The sequence below is a fragment of the Paracoccus aminovorans genome (assembly GCF_900005615.1).
Taxonomy (GTDB): Bacteria; Pseudomonadota; Alphaproteobacteria; order Rhodobacterales; family Rhodobacteraceae; genus Paracoccus; species Paracoccus aminovorans.
The window spans coordinates 1539473-1559342 of record NZ_LN832559.1 but is presented as its reverse complement, the minus strand read 5'-3'; the positions used below and the strand labels follow the sequence as shown (position 1 = coordinate 1559342).

At 65.5% G+C, this 19870-nt stretch carries 18 protein-coding genes, 2 tRNA genes and 4 pseudogenes; 17 read left to right on the top strand and 7 right to left on the bottom strand.

Translation table 11 applies throughout. From position 1 onward, the window contains the following. Positions 1-71 precede the first annotated feature (71 nt). From JCM7685_RS07785 to JCM7685_RS07775, 3 genes and pseudogenes are all read left to right on the top strand, one after another. Positions 72-359, top strand: coding sequence for a co-chaperone GroES (locus JCM7685_RS07785; protein WP_074966222.1), 288 nt, complete (start codon positions 72-74; stop codon positions 357-359). A 38-nt stretch (positions 360-397) separates the two neighbouring features. Continuing rightward, positions 398-2035 (top strand): chaperonin GroEL, encoded by a 1638-nt coding sequence (groL, locus tag JCM7685_RS07780; protein ID WP_074966221.1) that lies wholly within the window; start codon positions 398-400, stop codon positions 2033-2035. A 190-nt stretch (positions 2036-2225) separates the two neighbouring features. Beyond that, positions 2226-2939 (top strand): annotated as a pseudogene (locus JCM7685_RS07775) (HNH endonuclease); the annotation flags it as partial. Positions 2940-3420: 481 nt separating this feature from the next. Here the strand turns inward: JCM7685_RS07775 and JCM7685_RS07770 are convergent. After that, positions 3421-5229, bottom strand: a complete 1809-nt coding sequence (locus tag JCM7685_RS07770) for an ABC-F family ATP-binding cassette domain-containing protein (RefSeq protein WP_074966219.1) — start codon at positions 5227-5229, stop codon at positions 3421-3423. Positions 5230-5348: 119 nt separating this feature from the next. Here JCM7685_RS07770 and aqpZ point away from each other — a divergent pair, with 119 nt between their 5' ends. The 5 genes from aqpZ to recR all read left to right on the top strand — a co-directional run bounded on the left by aqpZ (position 5349) and on the right by recR (position 9238). Next, positions 5349-6035: an aquaporin Z gene (aqpZ, locus tag JCM7685_RS07765; protein WP_074966218.1), complete on the top strand. Its 687-nt coding sequence runs from the start codon at positions 5349-5351 to the stop codon at positions 6033-6035. 130 nt (positions 6036-6165) lie between these two features. After that, positions 6166-6459 carry a DUF2218 domain-containing protein gene (locus tag JCM7685_RS07760; RefSeq protein WP_074966217.1) on the top strand — a complete coding sequence of 98 codons (294 nt, stop codon included), beginning with the start codon at positions 6166-6168 and terminating at the stop codon, positions 6457-6459. A 58-nt stretch (positions 6460-6517) separates the two neighbouring features. Continuing rightward, positions 6518-8290, top strand: a complete 1773-nt coding sequence (locus JCM7685_RS07755; protein ID WP_074966216.1) for a DNA polymerase III subunit gamma/tau — start codon at positions 6518-6520, stop codon at positions 8288-8290. A gap of 3 nt (positions 8291-8293) precedes the next feature. Then, on the top strand, positions 8294-8638 hold the full coding sequence (locus tag JCM7685_RS07750) for a YbaB/EbfC family nucleoid-associated protein (RefSeq protein ID WP_074966215.1): 345 nt from the start codon (positions 8294-8296) through the stop codon (positions 8636-8638). Continuing rightward, positions 8639-9238 carry a recombination mediator RecR gene (recR, locus tag JCM7685_RS07745; protein WP_074966214.1) on the top strand — a complete coding sequence of 200 codons (600 nt, stop codon included), beginning with the start codon at positions 8639-8641 and terminating at the stop codon, positions 9236-9238. Positions 9239-9337: 99 nt separating this feature from the next. On the opposite strand, the gene JCM7685_RS07740 is transcribed toward recR, so the two are convergent. Both JCM7685_RS07740 and JCM7685_RS07735 read right to left on the bottom strand, forming a co-directional pair. Next, positions 9338-9784 (bottom strand): Hsp20 family protein, encoded by a 447-nt coding sequence (locus JCM7685_RS07740; protein ID WP_074966213.1) that lies wholly within the window; start codon positions 9782-9784, stop codon positions 9338-9340. 269 nt (positions 9785-10053) lie between these two features. Then, on the bottom strand, positions 10054-10296 hold the full coding sequence (locus JCM7685_RS07735; protein ID WP_074966212.1) for a YdcH family protein: 243 nt from the start codon (positions 10294-10296) through the stop codon (positions 10054-10056). A gap of 88 nt (positions 10297-10384) precedes the next feature. Between JCM7685_RS07735 and JCM7685_RS07730 the strand changes: the two genes are divergently transcribed. Next, the gene (locus tag JCM7685_RS07730; protein ID WP_074966211.1) at positions 10385-11137 is read left to right on the top strand and encodes a DUF599 domain-containing protein; all 753 of its coding nucleotides are present in this window, start codon (positions 10385-10387) and stop codon (positions 11135-11137) included. On the opposite strand, the gene JCM7685_RS07725 is transcribed toward JCM7685_RS07730, so the two are convergent. Then, positions 11048-12244 (bottom strand): MFS transporter, encoded by a 1197-nt coding sequence (locus JCM7685_RS07725; RefSeq protein ID WP_074966210.1) that lies wholly within the window; start codon positions 12242-12244, stop codon positions 11048-11050. The two genes, JCM7685_RS07730 and JCM7685_RS07725, sit on opposite strands and share 90 nt — an antisense overlap. A gap of 299 nt (positions 12245-12543) precedes the next feature. Between JCM7685_RS07725 and infA the strand changes: the two genes are divergently transcribed. The 6 genes and pseudogenes from infA to JCM7685_RS20735 form a co-directional block, all read left to right on the top strand. Beyond that, positions 12544-12762, top strand: a complete 219-nt coding sequence (gene infA, locus JCM7685_RS07720) for a translation initiation factor IF-1 (protein ID WP_010397442.1) — start codon at positions 12544-12546, stop codon at positions 12760-12762. Positions 12763-12790: 28 nt separating this feature from the next. Continuing rightward, positions 12791-13408 carry a Maf family protein gene (locus JCM7685_RS07715; protein ID WP_074966209.1) on the top strand — a complete coding sequence of 206 codons (618 nt, stop codon included), beginning with the start codon at positions 12791-12793 and terminating at the stop codon, positions 13406-13408. Then, positions 13405-14466 (top strand): ribonuclease E/G, encoded by a 1062-nt coding sequence (locus tag JCM7685_RS07710; protein ID WP_074966208.1) that lies wholly within the window; start codon positions 13405-13407, stop codon positions 14464-14466. Before JCM7685_RS07715 ends, JCM7685_RS07710 begins: the two co-directional genes overlap by 4 nt. After that, a complete protein-coding gene (locus JCM7685_RS07705; RefSeq protein ID WP_074966207.1) occupies positions 14463-14612 on the top strand; it encodes a DNA gyrase inhibitor YacG in 150 nt (49 codons plus the stop codon). The genes JCM7685_RS07710 and JCM7685_RS07705 overlap by 4 nt, the downstream gene beginning before the upstream one ends. A 75-nt stretch (positions 14613-14687) precedes the next feature. Beyond that, positions 14688-14763: transfer RNA gene (locus tag JCM7685_RS07700), tRNA-Phe, on the top strand. A 248-nt stretch (positions 14764-15011) separates the two neighbouring features. After that, positions 15012-15143, top strand: a pseudogene (locus tag JCM7685_RS20735) (Arm DNA-binding domain-containing protein); the annotation flags it as partial. 402 nt (positions 15144-15545) lie between these two features. Here JCM7685_RS20735 and JCM7685_RS07685 read toward each other — a convergent pair. Continuing rightward, positions 15546-16934, bottom strand: a complete 1389-nt coding sequence (locus JCM7685_RS07685) for a glycosyltransferase (protein ID WP_083412549.1) — start codon at positions 16932-16934, stop codon at positions 15546-15548. A gap of 279 nt (positions 16935-17213) precedes the next feature. On the opposite strand from JCM7685_RS07685, the gene JCM7685_RS07680 reads away from it, so the two are divergent. Both JCM7685_RS07680 and JCM7685_RS20905 read left to right on the top strand, forming a co-directional pair. Continuing rightward, positions 17214-18056 (top strand): polysaccharide pyruvyl transferase family protein, encoded by an 843-nt coding sequence (locus JCM7685_RS07680; RefSeq protein WP_083412547.1) that lies wholly within the window; start codon positions 17214-17216, stop codon positions 18054-18056. A gap of 273 nt (positions 18057-18329) precedes the next feature. Beyond that, positions 18330-18647, top strand: a pseudogene (locus tag JCM7685_RS20905) (transposase family protein); the annotation flags it as partial. 44 nt (positions 18648-18691) lie between these two features. Here the strand turns inward: JCM7685_RS20905 and JCM7685_RS20250 are convergent. Both JCM7685_RS20250 and JCM7685_RS07665 read right to left on the bottom strand, forming a co-directional pair. After that, a pseudogene (locus tag JCM7685_RS20250) lies at positions 18692-18901 on the bottom strand (transposase); the annotation flags it as partial. Between the two features lie 862 nt (positions 18902-19763). Next, positions 19764-19840 (bottom strand) — tRNA-His (locus JCM7685_RS07665). Positions 19841-19870: the final 30 nt, after the last annotated feature.

Here is a 19870-nt window from a genome sequence, read left to right as displayed (position 1 = left end):
TGGGCAGCACTGGCACTCATCAAGACCGAGTGCCAACACCTTAAACCAACCTGTAACACCGGAGTGTTCACATGGCTTTCAAACCGCTGCACGACCGCGTTCTGGTCCGTCGCGTCCAGTCGGACGAAAAGACCAAGGGCGGCCTGATCATCCCCGACAGCGCCAAGGAAAAACCCGCCGAGGGCGAGATCGTCTCGGTCGGCGAAGGCGCGCGCAAGGATTCGGGCGAACTGATCGCCCCGGCCGTCAAGACCGGCGATCGCGTGCTGTTCGGCAAATGGTCGGGCACCGAGGTCACCGTCGACGGTGAAGAACTGCTGATCATGAAGGAAAGCGACATCCTGGGCATCATCGCCTGATCTCGCCTTCCCCATAACCCATTACAGGAGTAGATAGAATGGCTGCGAAAGAAGTCCGGTTCAACACCGACGCCCGCGACCGCATGCTGAAAGGCGTGAACATCCTCGCCGACGCCGTGAAGGTCACGCTGGGCCCGAAAGGCCGCAACGTGGTGATCGACAAGTCCTTCGGCGCCCCGCGCATCACCAAGGACGGCGTCTCGGTCGCCAAGGAAATCGAACTGTCCGACAAGTTCGAGAACATGGGCGCCCAGATGGTCCGCGAAGTCGCGTCGCGCACCAATGACGAGGCCGGCGACGGCACCACCACCGCCACCGTGCTGGCCCAGGCCATCGTGAAAGAGGGCATGAAGGCGGTCGCCGCCGGCATGAACCCGATGGATCTGAAGCGCGGCATCGACCTGGCCACCGCGAAAGTGGTCGAGGCGATCAAATCCGCCGCCCGCCCGGTCAGCGACAGCTCGGAAGTCGCCCAGGTCGGCACCATTTCGGCCAACGGCGAAGCCTTCATCGGCCAGCAGATCGCCGAAGCCATGCAGCGCGTCGGCAACGAGGGTGTGATCACCGTCGAAGAAAACAAGGGCATGGAGACCGAAGTCGAAGTCGTCGAAGGCATGCAGTTCGACCGCGGCTATCTCTCGCCCTATTTCGTGACCAACGCCGACAAGATGGTCGCGGAACTGGAAGACGCCTATATCCTGCTGCACGAGAAGAAGCTTTCGTCGCTGCAGCCGATGGTGCCGCTGCTGGAATCCGTGATCCAGTCGCAGAAGCCGTTGCTGATCGTCGCCGAGGACGTCGAAGGCGAGGCGCTGGCCACGCTGGTCGTCAACAAGCTGCGCGGCGGCCTGAAGATCGCTGCCGTGAAGGCTCCGGGCTTCGGCGACCGCCGCAAGTCCATGCTGCAGGACATCGCGATCCTGACCGGCGGCCAGGTGATCAGCGAAGACCTGGGCATGAAGCTGGAGAATGTCACCATCGACATGCTCGGCCGCGCCAAGAAGATCTCGATCAACAAGGACAACACCACCATCGTCGACGGTGCCGGTGAGAAGGCCGAGATCGAGGCCCGCGTGTCGCAGATCCGCCAGCAGATCGAGGAAACCACCTCGGACTACGACCGCGAGAAGCTGCAGGAGCGTGTTGCCAAGCTGGCCGGCGGCGTCGCCGTCATCCGCGTCGGCGGCATGACCGAAGTCGAAGTAAAAGAGCGCAAGGACCGCGTCGATGACGCGCTGAACGCCACTCGTGCGGCGGTTCAGGAAGGCATCGTCGTCGGCGGCGGTGTGGCTCTGGTGCAGGGCGGCAAGGCGCTGGAAGGCCTGACGGGTGCGAACTCGGATCAGGAAGCCGGCATCGCCATCATCCGCCGCGCGCTGGAAGCCCCGATGCGCCAGATCGCCGAGAACGCCGGCGTCGACGGCGCCGTGGTGGCCGGCAAGGTCCGCGAATCCTCGGACAAGGCCTTCGGCTTCAACGCCCAGACCGAAGAATATGGCGACATGTTCAAGTTCGGCGTGATCGACCCGGCGAAAGTCGTCCGCACCGCGCTGGAAGACGCGGCCTCAGTGGCCGGCCTGCTGATCACCACCGAAGCGATGATCGCCGAGAAGCCCGAGCCCAAGGCTCCGGCCGGCGGCATGCCCGACATGGGCGGCATGGGCGGCATGATGTAATCAGCCGCCTTTGGCGAGAGAATGGAGGCCGTCCCGCTTGGGGCGGCCTTTTCGGTTTGGGTATTTGGGGAACGAAGAAGGCGAGGGGCTTGGGTGGTGATTGGGCCGTTTCGGCCGGTGCGGCATGTTTCGTTTGAGCTTCCTGAGTTACCCCTGGAAAATTGCGTCGGGAGCGCATTAACGCGACCGCATGTCGAAGGCGGTATTCATCGAATCCAGCCACTCGCATTACGCCAACCGCTCAGGCGAGGTTTACCATTTCCCCAACAGCTGCTTGTCTCGGGTGGCCCAGACCGTCGGCGATTGGGTCATTTTCTATGAGGGCCGACGCGGTGACGGGAAGGGCTATCACCGTGTGCAGAAGGTCGCGGCCATCCGGCCGGATCCAACCGATGCCTCTCATAGCTTTGCCATTCTAGACCGTGGATCGGCCCTGGATTTCGAAACCAACCTGCCTCGCCAAAGGGCGGGGAAAGAGCTTTGGGAAAGTGGTCTGGCCTGGGTCGGTGGCAACAACACTTCTGCGATCAGGTTGATATCGGACGAAGATTTCGCCGCCATCATCAATGCCGGGCTGTCTTACGAACCGGCGCCAGATGCGCTGCCTCGTCAGGAAGACGTCGCGGGATTCGCCGAAACCCAAGCCAGGTTTGCCGGGCCGCTGCAGCACGACAGGACACGCATTCTTTCCTCGCGCGTGCTGCGGGATCAAAGCTTTGCCCGAAGCGTGCGGCGGGCCTACGGCGGACGTTGCGCCATTTCGGGGTTGGAGTTGCGCAATGGAGGCGGCCGTCCGGAGGTAGAGGCGGCCCATATTCTTCCCGTCGCCGAGCGCGGTCCCGACACGGTGAACAACGGGCTGGCTCTCAGCGGCACCATTCACTGGATGTTCGACCGTGGCATGCTCGGGGTTGATGAGGACAACACTATTCTAGTTGCCAGGGACAGCATCGCCGACGAAACCGCCCGTCGTCTGCTTCATTCTTCCGGCAAGATCATCGTTCCGTCCCGGCCCGGCGACCGGCCGCATCAGGCCTATCTGGAATGGCATCGCAATCATTGCTTCCCCGCCACGCGACACGATGGACAGAAAGCGGGAAGCTCACCTCGAACTGTCCGCAAATACACTGTTCTTCAGCTGATCGGGGTCGGGCTCAGAACGATTTTCCGTCCCGACGCCCTCTTGGAGCTCTTTTTCAGCAGTCTGTTAGTGCTCGTTATCGCCCGTCACAAGGGCCTGCACCAGAACACCTGCGTCAGCAACGCTTGGTGCACCTGGCGCGCGTCGCAGCATGAGCCCCGCGTTTCAGGGGAAAGGACAAATCCATTACCGAGCACAGCTTCGGAACAGCTATCGCATCAGAAAGGCGATGGTCCCGCCGCCCCTACCCGTCCCGCTCGGCCAATTCCAGCCATTCCTCCTCGGCGGCGGCCAAAGTGGCCTGCCGCTCGGAAAGCCCCTCGCTCGCCTTTTGGAACTTCGCCGGGGCGGTCTGGAACAGGTCGGGCTGGGCCAGGAATTCGGTCAGCTTGCCGATCTCGGCTTCCAGCCGCTCCATGATCGCGGGCAGGGCTTCGAGACGCTTTTTCTCGGTGAAGCTCAGGCCCGCGCGTTCCGGAACGGGTTTCGCCTCGGACACGGGCTTCTGGGCCGGGACTTTTGCCGTCTCGACCACCGGCGCGTCCTCGGGCCGCTGCCGGCGATAGTCGGACCAGCCGCCGGGATAGATCACGGCGCGGCCGTCGCCCTCCATCGCCACGGTGGTCGTGGCCACCCGGTCGATGAAGTCGCGGTCGTGGCTGACCAGCAGCACGGTACCGTCGTAGTCGCCCAGGATGTCCTGCAGCAGGTCCAGCGTTTCCACGTCCAGGTCGTTGGTCGGTTCGTCCAGCACCAGCAGGTTCGAGGGCCGCGCCATGATCCGCGCCAGCAGAAGCCGGGCCTTTTCTCCGCCCGACAGGCTGCCGACGGGTGCGCGCGCCTGCGCCTCGTCGAACAGGAAATCCTTGAGATAGGCCACGACATGGCGCGGATTGCCCCGCACCATGACCTGATCGGCGCGGCCCGAGACCCGCATCGCCGGATCGCCCGCCAGCGCGTCCCACAGGCTGACGGTCTCGTCGATGGCCGAGCGGGCCTGGTCGAAGACCGCGATCTCCAGGTTGGTGCCATGCTTGACCGTGCCGGTATCGGGGGCGATCTCGCCGGTCAGCATCTTGATCAGCGTGGTCTTGCCGGCGCCGTTTGGACCGACGAAGGCCACGCGGTCGCCGCGCAGCACCCGCAGGTCGAAGGGTTTCAGGATCACCCGCTCGCCGAAGGCCTTGGAGATGCCCTTGGCGTCGATCACCCGCTTGCCGGATTGCTGGCCGGCGTCCAGTTCCATCGCCGCGGTGCCCTGGCGGCGGATCTGGCCGGCACGCTCGTCGCGCAGCGCGGCAAGCGCCCGCACGCGGCCCTGGTTGCGCTTGCGCCGGGCCGAGATGCCCTCGACCGCCCAGCGGGCCTCGGCCTTGATCTTGCGGTCCAGCTTGTGGCGGGCCTCGTCCTCGGCCGCCCAGACCGTCTCGCGCCAATCCTCGAAATGCTCGAAGCCGCGGTCCTGGCGGCGCACCTCGCCGCGGTCGATCCACAGCGTCGCCCGGGTCAGCGCCCGCAGGAAGGCGCGGTCGTGGCTGATCAGGACGAATCCGGCCGAGGTGGCCGAAAGCTGTTCCTCGAGCCAGCCGATGGCCTGGATGTCCAGATGGTTCGTCGGCTCGTCGAGCAGCATCAGTTCCGGCGCCTCGGCCAGCAGCCGAGCCAGCGCGGCGCGGCGGCGCTCTCCGCCCGAGGCGGTGGCCACCGGGCGGTCGGGGTCGAATTTCAGCCCCTCGGCCGCCATCTCGACCCGGTAGCCCTCGCCCTCGGCCAGCGAGGCGCCGGCGAAATCGCCCAGGGTAGCGAAGCCCGACAGGTCCGGGTCCTGCTCCATATAGCCGACATGGGTGCCCGAGGGCGTGATCACGGCGCCACCGTCGGGCTCGACCAGCCCGGCCATGACCTTCATCAGCGTGGACTTGCCCGAGCCGTTGCGGCCGACCAGCGCCAGCCGGTCCCCCTGCTGGACGGTCAGGTTCAGCCCGTCGAAGACGGGGGTGCCGCCGAAGGTCAGCGAGATGTCGGTCAATTGCAAAAGCGGTGCGCGTGCCATGGCCCGCAGATATGCCGGGCGCCCGGCGCGGTCAACGGGGTGTGCCCCAGCGTTCCGGATTGACAAGCCGCCGGCACGGCGCGCTTTCTGCGCCGGTAACGATGTGGAAAGGTTAATCAATGCAGAAACGACTCATGGCCGAGGTCATCGGCACCTTCTGGCTGGTCTTCGGCGGCTGCGGCAGCGCCGTGCTGGCCGCAGCCTTCCCGGAGCTGGGCATCGGCTTTACCGGCGTCGCCCTGGCCTTCGGCCTGACCGTGCTGACCATGGCCTATGCGGTCGGCGGAATCTCGGGCGGGCATTTCAACCCCGCCGTGACCGTCGGCACCGTGGTCGCGGGCCGCAACCCGGCCTCGATCCTGGTGCCCTATATCCTGGCGCAGCTGGTGGGCGCGATCCTGGCCGCCTGCGTGCTCTATGTCGTCGCGACCGGCAAGGCCGGCGTGGACCTGGGCGGGTTTGCCGCGAACGGCTACGGCGAACACTCGCCCGGCGGCTATTCGATGCTGGCCGGTTTCGTGATCGAGGTGGTGCTGACCGCCGGCTTCCTGATCGTGATCCTGGGCGCCACCCATGGCCGCGTGCCGGCGGGCTTTGCGCCGCTGGCCATCGGCCTGGCGCTGACGCTGATCCACCTGATCGCGATCCCGGTCACCAACACCTCGGTGAACCCGGCGCGCTCGACCAGCCAGGCACTGTTCGCCGGCGGCTGGGCGATCCAGCAGCTGTGGCTGTTCTGGGTGGCGCCGATCCTGGGCGCGGTGATCGGTGCCACGCTCTGGAAGATCATGGGCGAGCACGACTGACGATCCCGCCGCGCCCCGGTTGAATGCGACCCGGGCGCGGTTATATCCAAGGGGTTCGCGCGGCCTGCCGCCGCGCCTTCCCACCGTCCGCCAGCCTGCGCCAGCCGGACCCAGACCGACAGGAATTCCCATGTCCCGGACGATCACCCATTCCACCTGCTCTGTCCCGACCGCGCATGCCAGCCGCTATCTGCAACAGCTTTGCAAGCACTGGGCGCATAAGTTCGAGGTCCACTTCGACGCCGCCCAAGGCCGCATCGCCATGCCCGAGGATCGCGTTGTCAGCCTGACCGCCACCCCCACGACGCTGGAGATCGCGCTGGACGCCCCCGAGGACGCCACCGCCCACATGCGCCACATCGTCGACAGCCATGTCGCCCGCTTCGCCTTCCGCGAGGAGCTGGTCTTCAACTGGACGCCGTGACCCGGTTGCCGGCCCCGCCGCGCGCCGCTAATCTCGGCCGGTCACGAAAGGCCGGCGGATGAGCGAAGAACAGACCTATCAAGTACTGGCGCGGAAATACCGCCCCGAGACCTTCGCCGACCTGGTCGGCCAGGATGCGATGGTGCGCACGCTGAAGAACGCCTTCGCGGCCGACCGGATCGCGCAGGCCTTCATCATGACCGGCATCCGCGGCACCGGCAAGACCACCACCGCCCGCATCATCGCCAAGGGGCTGAACTGCATCGGCCCCGATGGCGCGGGCGGCCCCACGACCGAGCCATGCGGGGTCTGCGAGCATTGCGTCGCCATCTCGGAAGGCCGCCACGTCGATGTGATGGAGATGGACGCCGCATCTCGAACCGGCGTGAACGATATTCGCGAAATCATTGAATCGGTTCACTATCGCGCAGCCTCGGCCCGCTACAAGATCTATATCATCGACGAAGTCCACATGCTCTCGACCAGCGCCTTCAACGCGCTTCTGAAGACGCTGGAGGAACCGCCGCCGCATGTGAAATTCATCTTCGCCACTACGGAAATCCGCAAGGTGCCGGTGACGGTGCTGTCGCGCTGCCAGCGCTTCGACCTGCGCCGGATCGAGCCGGAGGTGATGATCGCGCTTCTGCAAAAGATCGCCGGCCGCGAGGGGGCCCAGATCGCCGAGGACGCCCTGGCGCTGATCACCCGCGCCGCCGAAGGCTCGGCCCGCGACGCGACCAGCCTTCTGGACCAGGCGATCAGCCATGGCGCGGGCGAGACCACCGCGCCCCAGGTCCGCGCCATGCTGGGCCTTGCCGACCGCGGTCGGGTTCTGGACCTTTTCGACATGATCCTGCGCGGCGCCGCGGCCGAGGCGCTGGCCGAGCTGCAGGCGCAATATGCCGATGGCGCCGACCCGATGGCGGTCCTGCGCGACTTGGCCGAGATCACGCATTGGGTCAGCATCGTGAAGATCACCCCCGAGGCGATCGAGGATCCGACCATCGGCCCGGACGAACGCGCCCGCGGCCAGCAGATCGCGGAACGCATCCCGATGCGCGCCCTGACCCGGCTCTGGCAGATGCTACTGAAGGCGCTGGAAGAGGTCGGCCTTGCGCCGAACGCGATGATGGCGGCGGAAATGGCCATCATCCGCCTGACCCATGTCGCCGACCTGCCCGACCCCGAGGCGCTGATCCGCAAGGTCCAGGCCAGCGCGGCGGCGGGCGAGTTCAACCGCGCCGCCGCCCCCGGCGCTGCGCGCAGCGAGGCCCCGCGCGCAGCCGCGCCCCGCGCGCCCATCGCCGCCCGCCCCGACGGCAGCGCCGCGGCCATCGCGGTCTCGCCCGACGCGCTGGCCGGTTTTCCCGATTTCGCATCCGTCATCGAACTGATCCGGCGCATGCGCGACATGAAGCTGCTGCTCGATGTCGAGGATCACCTGCGCCTGGTCCGCTATGCCCCCGGTCGGATCGACTTCAACCCGACCGACGACGCGCCGCGCGACTTTGCCCAGCGGCTGGCCGAGCGGCTGCGCGGCTGGACCGGCGGGCAACGCTGGGCGGTGGTCGTGGTCTCGGAACCCGGCCAGCCCACGATCTCGGAACAGCGCACCGCGCGCGAGGCGCAGGCGCGCGCCCGGGCCATGGAAAACCCTGCGGTGCAGGCGATCTTTGCCCATTTCCCCGCGGCGAAGATCATCAAGATCCGGCCCGCGCCGCAGCCGGTCGCGGTTGAAAAACCGGCGGGCGAGGATACATCCCCGCATGAGCTGACCGAAGGCCCGGTGGCCGAGGTCGAGGAATGGGATCCTTTCGAGGACGAGGAGTAAGCGATGTTCAAAGGCTTGGGAGACATGGGCGACCTGTCGAAGATGATGGAAGCCGCCCAGCAGATGCAGACCAAGATGGCCGAGATGCAGGAGGAGCTGACCCGCCTGACCGTCACCGGCGAATCCGGGGCCGGCCTGGTCAAGGCCACGGCGACGGCCAAGGGCGAGCTGACCGCGCTCGACATCGACCCCTCGATCTTCAAGGCCGAGGACAAGGAGGTGGTCGAGGACCTGATCTTGGCCGCGATCAAGGACGCGCAGCGCCGCGCCCAGGACCGCGCGGCCGAGGAAATGGCCCGGCTGACCCACGAGTTGGGCCTGCCCGCCGACATGAAGATGCCGTTCTGAATGGCCTCTTCGGGCGATGAGATCGAGACGCTGATCGCCACCATGGCGCGGCTGCCGGGCCTCGGCCCGCGCTCGGCGCGCCGCATCGTGCTGCACCTGATCCGCAAGCGCGCCGGCCAGATGGCGCAACTGGCCGGGCTGATGGGCCATGTCGCGGAAAATGCCCGCGAATGCCTGGTCTGCGGCAATGTCACCGGCGCCGACATCTGCCCGATCTGCGAGGATCCCGCCCGTGCCACCGGCGAGATCTGCGTCGTCACCGATGTCGCCGACCTCTGGGCGATGGAGCGCGGCCGCGCCTTTCGCGGCCGCTATCACGTCCTGGGCGGTAGCCTGTCGGCGCTGGACGAGATCGGCCCCGAGGACCTGCGCATCCCGCAGCTTCTGGACCGCATCGCCGAGGAAAACATCGCCGAGGTCATCCTCGCCCTTTCGGCCACGGTCGAGGGCCAGACCACGGCGCATTACATCGCCGAGGCGTTGGCCCCCACCGGCGTCGTCGTCACCGGCCTGGCCCAGGGCGTGCCCATCGGCGGCGAGCTCGACTATCTCGACGACGGCACCATCGCCGCCGCGCTGCGCGCCCGCCGCAAGCTGTGAACCCAAAAGGGCGCGGCCCCGCGGCCACGCCCTGCTTTCTCCGTTTTCCAAATACTCCGGGGGTGCGGGGGCAGAGCCCCCGCGCGGTGCGACCGGAGCTCAGGCGTCCAGCTTTTCCACCGCTTTCGCCGGCTTCGCGATCTCGATCTTGCGAGGCTTCAGCGCCTCGGGGATCTCGCGCAGCAGGTCGATGTTCAGCATGCCGTCCTCATGGCTGGCGCCATGGACGCGGACATGATCGGCCAGGGTGAAGCGACGTTCGAAGGCGCGGGTGGCGATGCCGCGATGCAGGTAGGTCCGGCCATCTTCCTCGGCGGCTTTCTTGCCCGAGACGATGACGGCGCCGTCCCGAACCTCGACGGTCAACTCGTCGGCCGAGAACCCGGCCACGGCGATCGAGATGCGATAGGCGTTCTCGCCGGTCTTCTCGATATTGTAGGGGGGATAGGTCGCAATATCGGCCGACAGGGCACGGTCCATGACATCCGCCATGCGGTCGAAGCCGACCGAGGCACGATAAAGCGGGGTCAGATCAAAGTTGCGCATTTTTCGCATCCTTCACAAGCGATACAAAGGCTTGCTCCCCTTGCGGGCGAGCAGGTCCGTCGGCGCCGCATCGGCCCTCCGACAGGATTTCAGGTAGGAATGCGGGCGTGGGGTTTCAAGACCGCCGCCGCTGCGTCTGGGCCATCTGGAAAACGGTGAAACGCTCGTCCGCGAGGGCGGGCCGCCCCGGCGCCGGCAGCGCCCTCCGCAGCCGCGCCGAGATGGCGCCGCGGCGGGCGATGACGCCGGCATCGGGACGGGCATCCGCATCAGGCGCGCGCGCCGGTCAGCATGCGCGCGATCTCGTCCTTCAGCGCGGCGCGCTGCTTGCGCAACGCGGTCTCGGCCTCGGCCGACATCGGCGTGTGGCGGCTTTCGGCGCCGAAGACCTTGTCGTTCACTTGGTCATATTCATCGAGCAGGCGGGCGAAATGCGCGTCCGAGACCTTCAGCTCGTGGATGCGCGCGGCATCGTTCGGAAATTCCTCGTGAATGGCATGCGGTGCGGCCATGTTACCCTCCGGGTTGCTCGTTACACCGACAAGGTAGGCACGCCGCGACGGACTGGCAACATGCCCGCCGCGGCGATAGAAAAGCGGCATGCATATCGACACCTCTCTTCCCGGCGCCTTCACCACGGCCGACCTCTGCGCCGTAGCCTGGCTTTTCCTGGCCTGGCTGGGCATAGGCTGGGTCACCGAGCATCCGCCGAAGGGCCGGCCGTCGGTCTCGGTGCTGATGAACGAATACCGCCGGGAATGGATGCGGCATTTCGTCGCCCGCGATCCGCGCATCTTCGACGGCAATATCCTGACCACCCTGCGCGAGGGCACGGCCTTTTTCGCCTCGGCCTGCCTGATCGCGGTGGGCGGCGGGCTGGCGCTGATCGGCAAGACCGACCAGCTGGCCGGCGTGGCGCGGCAGTTCGATCTGGGTCATGTCCCGGCGCTGAAATGGGAAATCAAGATCGTCGTGGTGCTGTTCTTCGTCGCCAATGCGCTGCTGCGCTTCGTCTGGTCGCACCGGCTGTTCGGCTATTGCGCGATCATGATGGCCTCGGTGCCGAACAGTGCAGGCGATCCGCGCGCCCTGCCCGCGGCCCTGCAGGCGGCCGAGATCAACATCACCGCGGCGCGCAGCTTCAACTCGGGGCTGCGCTGCGTCTATTTCGCGCTGGGGGCGCTCGGTTGGCTGGCCGGGCCGCTGGGGCTGTTTCTGGCGACCAGCTACGTGCTGTTCATCTCGTGGCGGCGCGAGTTCGCGTCAAACTCGCGCCGGGTGATCCTGCACGGTGCCCCCGGTGTTGCGCGCGTGCCACCAGGCGAGCCCCAGCGCCAGCATCCCGGCGATTGACAGCGCCACCGCCACCAGTCCCGAGGAGCGCCAGCCCCAGCCCGCCGTCAGCGCCAGCCCCGCCAGCCAGGGCCCCAGCGCATTGGCGGCGTTGAAGGCGGCGTGGTTCATCGCGGCGGCCATGCTTTGCGCGCGTCCGGCCACGTCCATCAGCCGGGTCTGCAGCGGCACCACCATGCCCGAGCCCAGGCCCAGCAGGAAGGACGAGGCCAGCATCAGCCCCCAGCTGCCCACCGCATAGGCGGCAAAGCCCTGGGTCAGCGCCATGAAGACCATCAGCCGCAGGGCCGCGCCCCAGGTGCCGAAGCGGATGGTCAGTCGCGCCGCCAGGATGCTGCCCAGCGTGCCGCCGATGCCGAAGGCGGACAGCATCGCCGGCACCGCCCAGCCCGGAGGCTGCGTCGTCGCCAGCATCGCGGCCGAAAGATAGGAATAGACGGCGAAAAGCCCGCCGAAGCCGATGGCGCCCACCAGCAGGATCAGCATCACCGCCGGATTGCCCAGGGCCTTCAGCTCGTCCAGCGGCCGCGCATCCTTGGCGGCACCGACCCGCGGCGCCAGCCGCAGGATCAGCCAGCCCGCCAGCAAGGCCAGCACGCCGGGCAGCGCAAAGCCCCAGCGCCAGCCGAAGCCCTGCCCCAGCACCCCGGCCAGCGGCACCCCGGCGATATTGGCGACGGTCAGGCCCAGCAGCACCTGCGTCACCCCCTTGGCACGCTGCTCGCGCGGCAGGGCATCGGCGGCGAACAGCATGGCCACGCCCAGGAAGCCGCCATGCGGCAGCCCGGCCAGAAAGCGCGTCACCACCAGCGTGCCATAGCCCGGCAGCACCGCCGCCAGCAGGTTCATCACCCCATAGGCGGCGATCAGCGCCGCCAGATAGCGCCGGCGCGGCAGCCGCGCGCCCAGGATCGAGGTGATCGGCGCCCCCACGACCACCCCCAGCGCATAGGCGCTGACGACATGGCCCGCCTGCGGCTCGGTGATCCCCAGGTCGTTCGCATACCAGGGCAGCAGCCCCATGGCGGCGAATTCCGAGGTGCCGATGGCGAAGGCTCCGAGCCCGAGCGCGAGAATGGCGAGTTTCAGGTTCGGCTGCGGCGGCATGGGACCTTCCGGGGCTGGCGTAGAGGGGAAAGCGGGTTTGCGAGCGTTAACAGATGCGACCATATGCCGCCAAGCCGTTCGTGGCGAAGTCCAGACATGCAAAGGGCGCAAGCCTGGCATGAGGCGCCTTGCCCGCCTTCACCGGCTCCACGCGTGCCATTTGCGCCCATTTCCGCGATTTTGCCTTGCGCATCGCCCCCAAGAGCCCGCTCCAGCCCAGATTCCCCTTGAAAAATGCCCCGTCTGGACGCATGTAGCTTGCGCCCGCCACGGCGCGGGTCACCCCTACAGGAGAAGACATGGCCAAGGAAGAAATGCTCGAATTTCCCGGCGTCGTGAAGGAACTCCTGCCGAATGCGACATTCCGGGTCGAGCTAGAGAACGGCCATGAGATCATCGCGCATATGGCAGGAAAGATGCGAAAGAACCGCATCAGGGTCCTTGCCGGCGACAAGGTGCAGGTGGAAATGAACACCTACGACCTGACCAAGGGGCGGATCAATTACCGCTTCAAATAAAGCCGCGACCGCCATGACGGCCCGGGATATGCCGGCAACGCCCGCCTCTGCCTCGGAGTCGCAGCCCTCTGCACCCGAGCTGATCCTCGGGTCGGCCAGCCCGCGCCGGCTGGAGCTTCTGGCCCAGATCGGCATCGTCCCCGCCCGCATCCTGCCGGCCGAGATCGACGAGGCCCCGCGGCGGCAGGAAGACCCGCGCGACTATGTCCGCCGCATCGCCCGCGAAAAGGCCGAGGTCCTGGCCAGACAGGCCGATGGCCCGATTCTCTGCGCGGATACTGCCGTGGTCGCCGGCCGCCGCATCCTCGGCAAGCCGGCCGACGCGGCCGAGGCGCGGCAGTTCCTGCAGCTTCTCTCGGGCCGCCGGCACCGGGTGCTGACCGCGGTCGCGCTGCTGCATGACGGCCGGCTGCGCGAACGGCTGGTCGCGACCACCCTCCGTTTCCGCCCGCTGACGGCCGCCCAGATCGACGCCTATCTCGATTCGGGCGAATGGCGGGGCAAGGCCGGCGGCTATGCGATCCAGGGCCGCGCGGGCGCCTTCGCGATCTGGCTGCAGGGCTCGTACAGCGCCGTCGTCGGCCTGCCCCTGGCCGAAACCGCCGCCCTGCTCGCCGCCATCGGTATCCGGGAGCAGACGCCATGAAGGGCCGCCAGATCGTGCTGGGCCAGATTTTCGGCCGCGACGCCGCCGCGTTGATGCAGGACGGCCGGCTGGAGGACCTGATTCTCGACGCCGCGGGTGCGACGCCGCTGTCGCCCGGCGCGATCTGCCGCGCCCGCGTCGACCGCCTGGTCAAGGGCCAGGGCGGCGTCTTTCTGCGCCTGCCCGACGGCGCGCGCGGCTATCTGCGCGATCGCGCCGGCCTGCGCGAGGGCCAGTCGCTGATCGTCCAGGTCAGCGGCAGCGCCGAAGAGGGCAAGGCGATCCCGGTCTCTTCGCGGCTGAATTTCCGGGGCCGCAGTGCCATCGTCACGCCGGGCGCCCCGGGGGTGAACGTTTCGCGCCGCATCCGCGACACCGCGTTGCGCGACGACCTGACCCAGCTGGGCGAAACCGCCCTGGCCGGCCAGGGCGATCCCCCCGGCATCGTTTTTCGCAGCGTGGCCGCCGTGACCGACGGCGAAGAGATCGCCGCCGAGTTGGGCGAGTTGCTCGACCTCGCCCGGGCGGTCTGCACGGATCGCGAGGGCGGACCGGAACTGCTGCTCGATGCGCCCGAGCCCGCCGCGCTGGCCTGGCAGGACTGGTCCGATCCGCCCCCCGACGGCATCGAGGAAGGCCCGGACGCCTTCGAGACGACCGGCGCCGCCGAGGCCGTGCGCCAGCTGCTGCACCCGCGTCTGGACCTGGGCGGCGGTGCCTGGGCCGAGATCGAGGCCCTGCGGGCGCTGGTCGCGATCGACGTGAACACCGGCAGCGACCATTCCCCGGCCGCCGGGCTCAAGGCCAACATCGCCTTGGCGCGCGACCTGCCCCGGCAGTTGCGGCTGCGCGGGCTGGGCGGACAGATCGTGGTCGATTTCGCCCCCTGCCCCAAGCGCGACCGCGGCACGCTGGATCAGGTGTTGCGCGCCGCCTTTCGTGCGGAATCGGCCGAGACGGTGTTGATCGGCTGGACCGCGATGGGGCTTTACGAGATCAGCCGCAAGCGGGACCGCCTGCCGCTGTCGCGCCTGGCCCGCGAGGAGCCTACGCCATGAAATGCCCGATCTGCGGCAAACCCGCGGCCGAACGCTATCGGCCGTTCTGTTCGCGCCGCTGCGCGGATGTGGACTTGGCACGCTGGTTCCGGGGCGATTACCGCATCCCCGCCGAACCGGTGCCGGACAGCGACGACAAAGAGTAAAAACTTCACTTTTGGCTCTGGACAGCAGGGCACGGCTGCCATAACAACGCGCCTACCCGCAGCAGACGCTCCGGCGCCCGGATAGCTCAGTTGGTAGAGCAGCGGATTGAAAATCCGCGTGTCGGCGGTTCAAATCCGTCTCCGGGCACCATTTCCCCTTTCCATCCAGCACCAAATCGTATCAAGCGACTGAAATTTCGGGACTTCTATGTCTCCCGGTTCTTCATATCGCTTCATCCATATCCAACACATACCAACGATTTGTTGGTAAGATTTCGAGGTGTCGTATGTTGACGGCTCAGGAGGTCAAAGCGGCCAAGCCCGCCAAGACCACAAGGTTCTGAAGCTTTCGGATTCAGGAGGGCTTCAGCTTCACGTTTCTCCCGACCGGCTCGAAGGATCTGGCGCCTGGTTTACCGGTTCGAGAGGCGGCAGAAGACGCTGACCATCGGGCCATACCCAGCGATCTCGCTCTCGGACGCACGTCTGGCGAGGGAACAGGCCAAGGCGGCCCTGTGTGGCGGCGCTGACCCTTCGGCGTCCTTCGAGGCAGAAGGTGGCGATCCCACAGGCACCTTCGACGCGGCGGCTACGGTCTGGCTGGAGAAGATCCGGCAGGACGGCCTGACGGACGCCACCATCGAAGCACGAACCTACCAGCTCGAGCCGCTACGCCGCGCACTGGGGGATAAGCAGATCGGCGACATCAGGGCGAGGCAGATCCTCGACTGTCTGCGAATCGCATCTCGTTTGAAATCGTCGCTGTGTGTCGTTGCCATAAGGGCGCCGGACGACACGAATGAAGCCCTCGAAGAAGGCCCATTCATCGTCGGATATCAGGTGGCGCGTAGGTCGCGGCATGAACCATTCGAGTACAAGTCAATTCCGTCAGCTGGCGAACAGAATGGTGACAGTGCTGGGGATGGCAGTGCGCTATGAGGCCTGAATAGCCATCAGCTTTTCGGCGATACCCCTGTAATTCCTGACGTAAGCGTCTCTCGTATACCTGTCCAGCAGATGACTGGTATTGCGCTGGAACTTCTTCGGCTGCTTGAGCACCCGCCGCAGCGCACCCGCGATAGCCGCAATATCCCTGGGGGGAACCAGGTCGCCGTTCTTGCCCGGCTTGATCAATTCCCGGGGGCCGTAGTTGACGTCATACGAGACGACGGGGCATCCGCATGAAAGCGCCTCCAGAATGGATAGGCCGAAGCCTTCGGTCATCGTCGGATATATGGAAGCGAGGGCACCGCGAAAAACGTCAAGCGGCGTGGTCGTATAGCCCATCAGCCTGACCCTATCCGCAAGACCCAGCTCATTGATCTGGTTCTCCAGCTGGTCTCGCCCGGCACCTTCGCCATAGATCAGATAGTTTATGCCCGGAAACTCATCCTTTATCCGGCTGAAGGCCTGAATGCATTCATGAATCGGCTTTCCTTCAAGATCGAGCCGGGAAATCGTCACAAGATCCTTGCGGGCGGTTTCCTTTTTCGCAGCAATCTCGCAGAAATGTGGTAATACGTGAACCTCGGCGGATGGCTTCAGGTCGCTTGCTATCTGCTGCCTATGGGCATCGGTGGCGGTTATGATGGCCTCTCCAGCAAAGCCCTCGATGAGTAGCTTCGCCCTGTGAAGAATTTTTCCATCCGGATTCATGTGATCGGCATGGAGAAACAGGGCGCGCGGAGATTTCGTCGCCACGGAAAGATAGGCGGAGGTAATTCCGTCAAAGAACGTTATCGCCGGCCCCCAGGGCACCATCTCATAGAAGCTTCTCACGAAGGCCCGGTCCATGCGGTATGTCTTGCCGTCGATGAAGTTTCGACCCAGGAGAAACTTGTCGCCCTTGGTCCGCGTCCATCGGATTGCCCTATTTCGCGCATAATCCGTGATTTCGCGGGTTCCATCGGATTTCGTGACGGACAGCTGGAAGATTTCGTCATCGACCAGCGTATAGGTGCGGCGTCTGTCTTTTTCCCGTATCCTGTATTTGGCGATACGTCCGAGTTCGGTGGTTTTGATACGCACAGAGGCTTCGGCCTCTCCTATTTCCGCGGCAAGATCGAAAAGCGGCAGTGCGGCCGCCGCATCGGTGGCGGCGCAGGCTTCCGGAAGGGACAGGTATTCGACCTGCGGGAAAATGACGCCGTCCGCCTTGAGCTTCAGAAAATTCTCTTTCTGTGTCGGTGCATGGCTGAGGTTGAGAAGAATCGGCTGGAAATCCGGCATCTCCGAGAAGGCGTTCAGACGATGATGCACCGCCCTGATCTTTCCGCCGCCACCCATTCCTAAGCGCTCAAAAATACTAATGATTTTGGTCATGTTGCCTCCGTCTCGCGGGTCAGGAACCTATGTCGTGACCGCCTCTGCGAGGTGTCCAAGTCGCCCGAAGTGTTAACGTCCATCCTTCCTGAGAGCAATGAACAGTTCAGTTCATGCAATCGTTCCGGTCCTTCTGCGGACGGGCCATCCACCTGGGCTCTCGCGAGCCGCGAACGAGGGAAGACGGGCGTCAGCGGCACGCGGCGGTCCTACACTTGGGGTTGAAGGTCCAACCCGCGAACTGTACTGACGGGTTCAGTCGGAGAGGCTGGGACAAGCATGTTTGGAATCGAGAGACCGTCAGACCAGGATCTGAAGCGCCTGCTCGACGGAGAGTTGGACGATCACAACATGTACTGGGCCTGGCCACGGCACCGCACGAATTTTGGCGACTGGATCGGCCCGTACATCTATCTCAAGCGGACCGGAATCAAGCCGCGGCTTGCCCATGCACATCAGGCCGGCGGCGATCGTACGGTTTACTACACATGCGGCAGCATCCTGCATCTGCTGACGCGGAAGGACGCGGCCGTCGTCTGGGGCTCCGGCGTCATCACCGCCACCAAGCGTTTCGCCCGGCCCAAGCGCAGCTTGGCCGTTCGCGGACCGGTGACGCAGGACAGGTTGAAACGGCACGGATACGACGTCCCGGAGGTCGTCGGCGATCCCGGGCTGTGCCTGCCCTTTTTCCACGAAGGGTCATCGGAAAAATCCCATCGTCTGGGGGTCATCGCCCATGTGATCGACGGACTGTTCTGGCGATCGGTCGAGAAGTTTCTTCCCGAGGGGGTAAAAGTCATCCACCTCGACAAGGGCTTCGAAAGCGTCATCGACGAAATCACATCGTGCGAGTGCACGATATCTTCCTCGCTCCATGGCGTGATCGTCTCTCACGCCTATGGCATTCCATGCGCCTGGGTGAAATCTTGCGCGAGCGCGCTGAGCGGGGACGGTGCGAAATTCGACGACTATTTCATGTCGATCGGCGCCAGGGCGCGGTCGACCGATGCGCAGAAGGTGCAATTTCCCTTCAGAGTGGATGGCTATGACTTCGAGATTTGTGCGCCAAGCCGCGATCTGAAGGCGATGGCAGGCCAGCTTCTGGAGGTATGCCCGTTCTGACATCGAACGGAGTTCCGGAGGCTTCGGCACCGCCTCGGATCAGCGCGCAGATATGCCCCTGTTCGGCGCCGCACCTGCGTTCGGCCGAAGAGTCACCCATCTGAATGAGAAAGTAGATTCACCGCATCGACCCCGACCCCCGCGACCTGCCCGGATCGCGGTCCCACAGGCTTTCGGGCTGTTGACCGGCGTGGAATAAGGGGTCTGACGCAGATTTGGTGCAGTTGAGCTTCAGCCTCGCTACATTTTGGCCTTCTTCCAGGGAGGTTACCGATGGCGTCATGGTTTTCAGGCCGAGATTTTCTGCCGGCAGGGCTTACGGCCGATCAGGTCGAGCTCGATGGCAATACGATCCGTATCCATGCCCGCTCTTCGGAGGCCGCGGCCGGCTGTCCACGCTGCGGGAGCATTTCGGACCATGTCCACAGTCGGTATCGACGTCGCCCGGCCGATGTTCCTGCGCATGGGCGAGCCGTGGAAATCGTCTTGCAGGTTCGTCGCTTTCGCTGCCGCGCGCCCGGCTGTCCGGCCCGGATTTTCGCCGAACGGTTCCCGCCCGGCGTCATCCGACCGCATATGCGACGCGGCTCCTCGCCCGGGCCCAGCATCAACGTCGCGAACTCTACGGGGTCTTCCGGTGCGGGCAAAACCAGCCGCCCCTTCCGCGCCAGCGTTCGCAACGATGATACATGGTTTGCAGGCAAGCCGTGCCGTCGCGCCACCTCATTCACCGTTGCACCAGGCTCCAGCGTCTCCGCCACGACCCGAGCCTTCACCTCATCTGGCCACTTCCGGTTCCGACGGCCTCGGCCGCCAACCGGGAGAACCTCCAATGCAGTCTCCATGGAGAAACTCCCTCCTGATCATCACGAACATCCAATGCGACGATCAGCTCAAAGCCTGGAAGGTGCGGTCCAGTCACCGCTTACATACCTCTGGCAGTCCTTGGTTATCTTCTATGCTGGGATCGAAGGGGATAAAGCATGCCGCCATCACATCTGGTCAGCGCGATTTTCTTAGGATTGCAAAAAGGGTTTTGGCCACCCGGCACAGCCTCCGAAGCGAACGGGAAAAGCCTCCGGGTAGGGGTGATCCGCAAGTACCTCTATCGCCCCGCCTGACAACGGAAGTCCTGCTGCCGCATCGCAGACCGGGCCGCACGGAGCCGCCTCCAGAGCATCTTTTCGGTCAAGGCATGGATATCGAAGGCCCGTGCGAACAGGCCTACCAATCCTGTATCCCGCATCGGTGGGCGCGGATTTAGAGGGACAGTTGCACGGGCAAGTCAGCATCGTGGGCCTGCCGCTGCCGAGAACGGTTGCCGCCGCCGCGGTCGCCCAGGTCTCTTTTCCGGTGTACCGCGGGCCCGGACGATCCTGGTGCCGGTATGCGCGATCGGAAAAGGCGCGAGCCAGGCGGGGCGCTTCCCACGTCCGGCGCAGGAAGCTTCTCGATGTGGGGCTCGTTCGCAGGCAGGATGCGCCGGCGCTCGTCGCGATATACAAGCGAGCCGTCACGACGGACGGAGCCCTATGTCGCGTAAAGGCAGGTGATTGGTTTGAACTCCGCCCGGGTCTTTGGCGGAACCCCTGCTATCTTGCCCGACGAATGAATCAGCCGCGCTGCAGTGAGTACCGCCCTGCCGGCTCCAGACAACTCCCACATCGATTCTGATGGGTGTGTATTCTGCCAAGTGTTTGATTTTGATGGTACCGCCTCCCCGGCTCGAACGGGGGACCTCTAGATCCACAATCTAGCGCTCTAACCAGCTGAGCTAAGGCGGCACAGGCGCGTATCTATCGCCAGCGCCCCGC

Excerpts from the sequence above, each read along its gene's own strand:
- JCM7685_RS07785 (WP_074966222.1), top strand. The coding sequence starts at position 72 with ATGGCTTTCAAACCGCTGCACGACCGCGTTCTGGTCCGTCGCGTCCAG.
- groL (WP_074966221.1), top strand. The coding sequence starts at position 398 with ATGGCTGCGAAAGAAGTCCGGTTCAACACCGACGCCCGCGACCGCATG.
- JCM7685_RS07770 (WP_074966219.1), bottom strand. The coding sequence starts at position 5,229 with ATGGCACGCGCACCGCTTTTGCAATTGACCGACATCTCGCTGACCTTC.
- aqpZ (WP_074966218.1), top strand. The coding sequence starts at position 5,349 with ATGCAGAAACGACTCATGGCCGAGGTCATCGGCACCTTCTGGCTGGTC.
- JCM7685_RS07760 (WP_074966217.1), top strand. The coding sequence starts at position 6,166 with ATGTCCCGGACGATCACCCATTCCACCTGCTCTGTCCCGACCGCGCAT.
- JCM7685_RS07755 (WP_074966216.1), top strand. The coding sequence starts at position 6,518 with ATGAGCGAAGAACAGACCTATCAAGTACTGGCGCGGAAATACCGCCCC.
- JCM7685_RS07750 (WP_074966215.1), top strand. The coding sequence starts at position 8,294 with ATGTTCAAAGGCTTGGGAGACATGGGCGACCTGTCGAAGATGATGGAA.
- recR (WP_074966214.1), top strand. The coding sequence starts at position 8,639 with ATGGCCTCTTCGGGCGATGAGATCGAGACGCTGATCGCCACCATGGCG.
- JCM7685_RS07740 (WP_074966213.1), bottom strand. The coding sequence starts at position 9,784 with ATGCGCAACTTTGATCTGACCCCGCTTTATCGTGCCTCGGTCGGCTTC.
- JCM7685_RS07735 (WP_074966212.1), bottom strand. The coding sequence starts at position 10,296 with ATGGCCGCACCGCATGCCATTCACGAGGAATTTCCGAACGATGCCGCG.
- JCM7685_RS07730 (WP_074966211.1), top strand. The coding sequence starts at position 10,385 with ATGCATATCGACACCTCTCTTCCCGGCGCCTTCACCACGGCCGACCTC.
- JCM7685_RS07725 (WP_074966210.1), bottom strand. The coding sequence starts at position 12,244 with ATGCCGCCGCAGCCGAACCTGAAACTCGCCATTCTCGCGCTCGGGCTC.
- infA (WP_010397442.1), top strand. The coding sequence starts at position 12,544 with ATGGCCAAGGAAGAAATGCTCGAATTTCCCGGCGTCGTGAAGGAACTC.
- JCM7685_RS07715 (WP_074966209.1), top strand. The coding sequence starts at position 12,791 with ATGCCGGCAACGCCCGCCTCTGCCTCGGAGTCGCAGCCCTCTGCACCC.
- JCM7685_RS07710 (WP_074966208.1), top strand. The coding sequence starts at position 13,405 with ATGAAGGGCCGCCAGATCGTGCTGGGCCAGATTTTCGGCCGCGACGCC.
- JCM7685_RS07705 (WP_074966207.1), top strand. The coding sequence starts at position 14,463 with ATGAAATGCCCGATCTGCGGCAAACCCGCGGCCGAACGCTATCGGCCG.
- JCM7685_RS07685 (WP_083412549.1), bottom strand. The coding sequence starts at position 16,934 with ATGACCAAAATCATTAGTATTTTTGAGCGCTTAGGAATGGGTGGCGGC.
- JCM7685_RS07680 (WP_083412547.1), top strand. The coding sequence starts at position 17,214 with ATGTTTGGAATCGAGAGACCGTCAGACCAGGATCTGAAGCGCCTGCTC.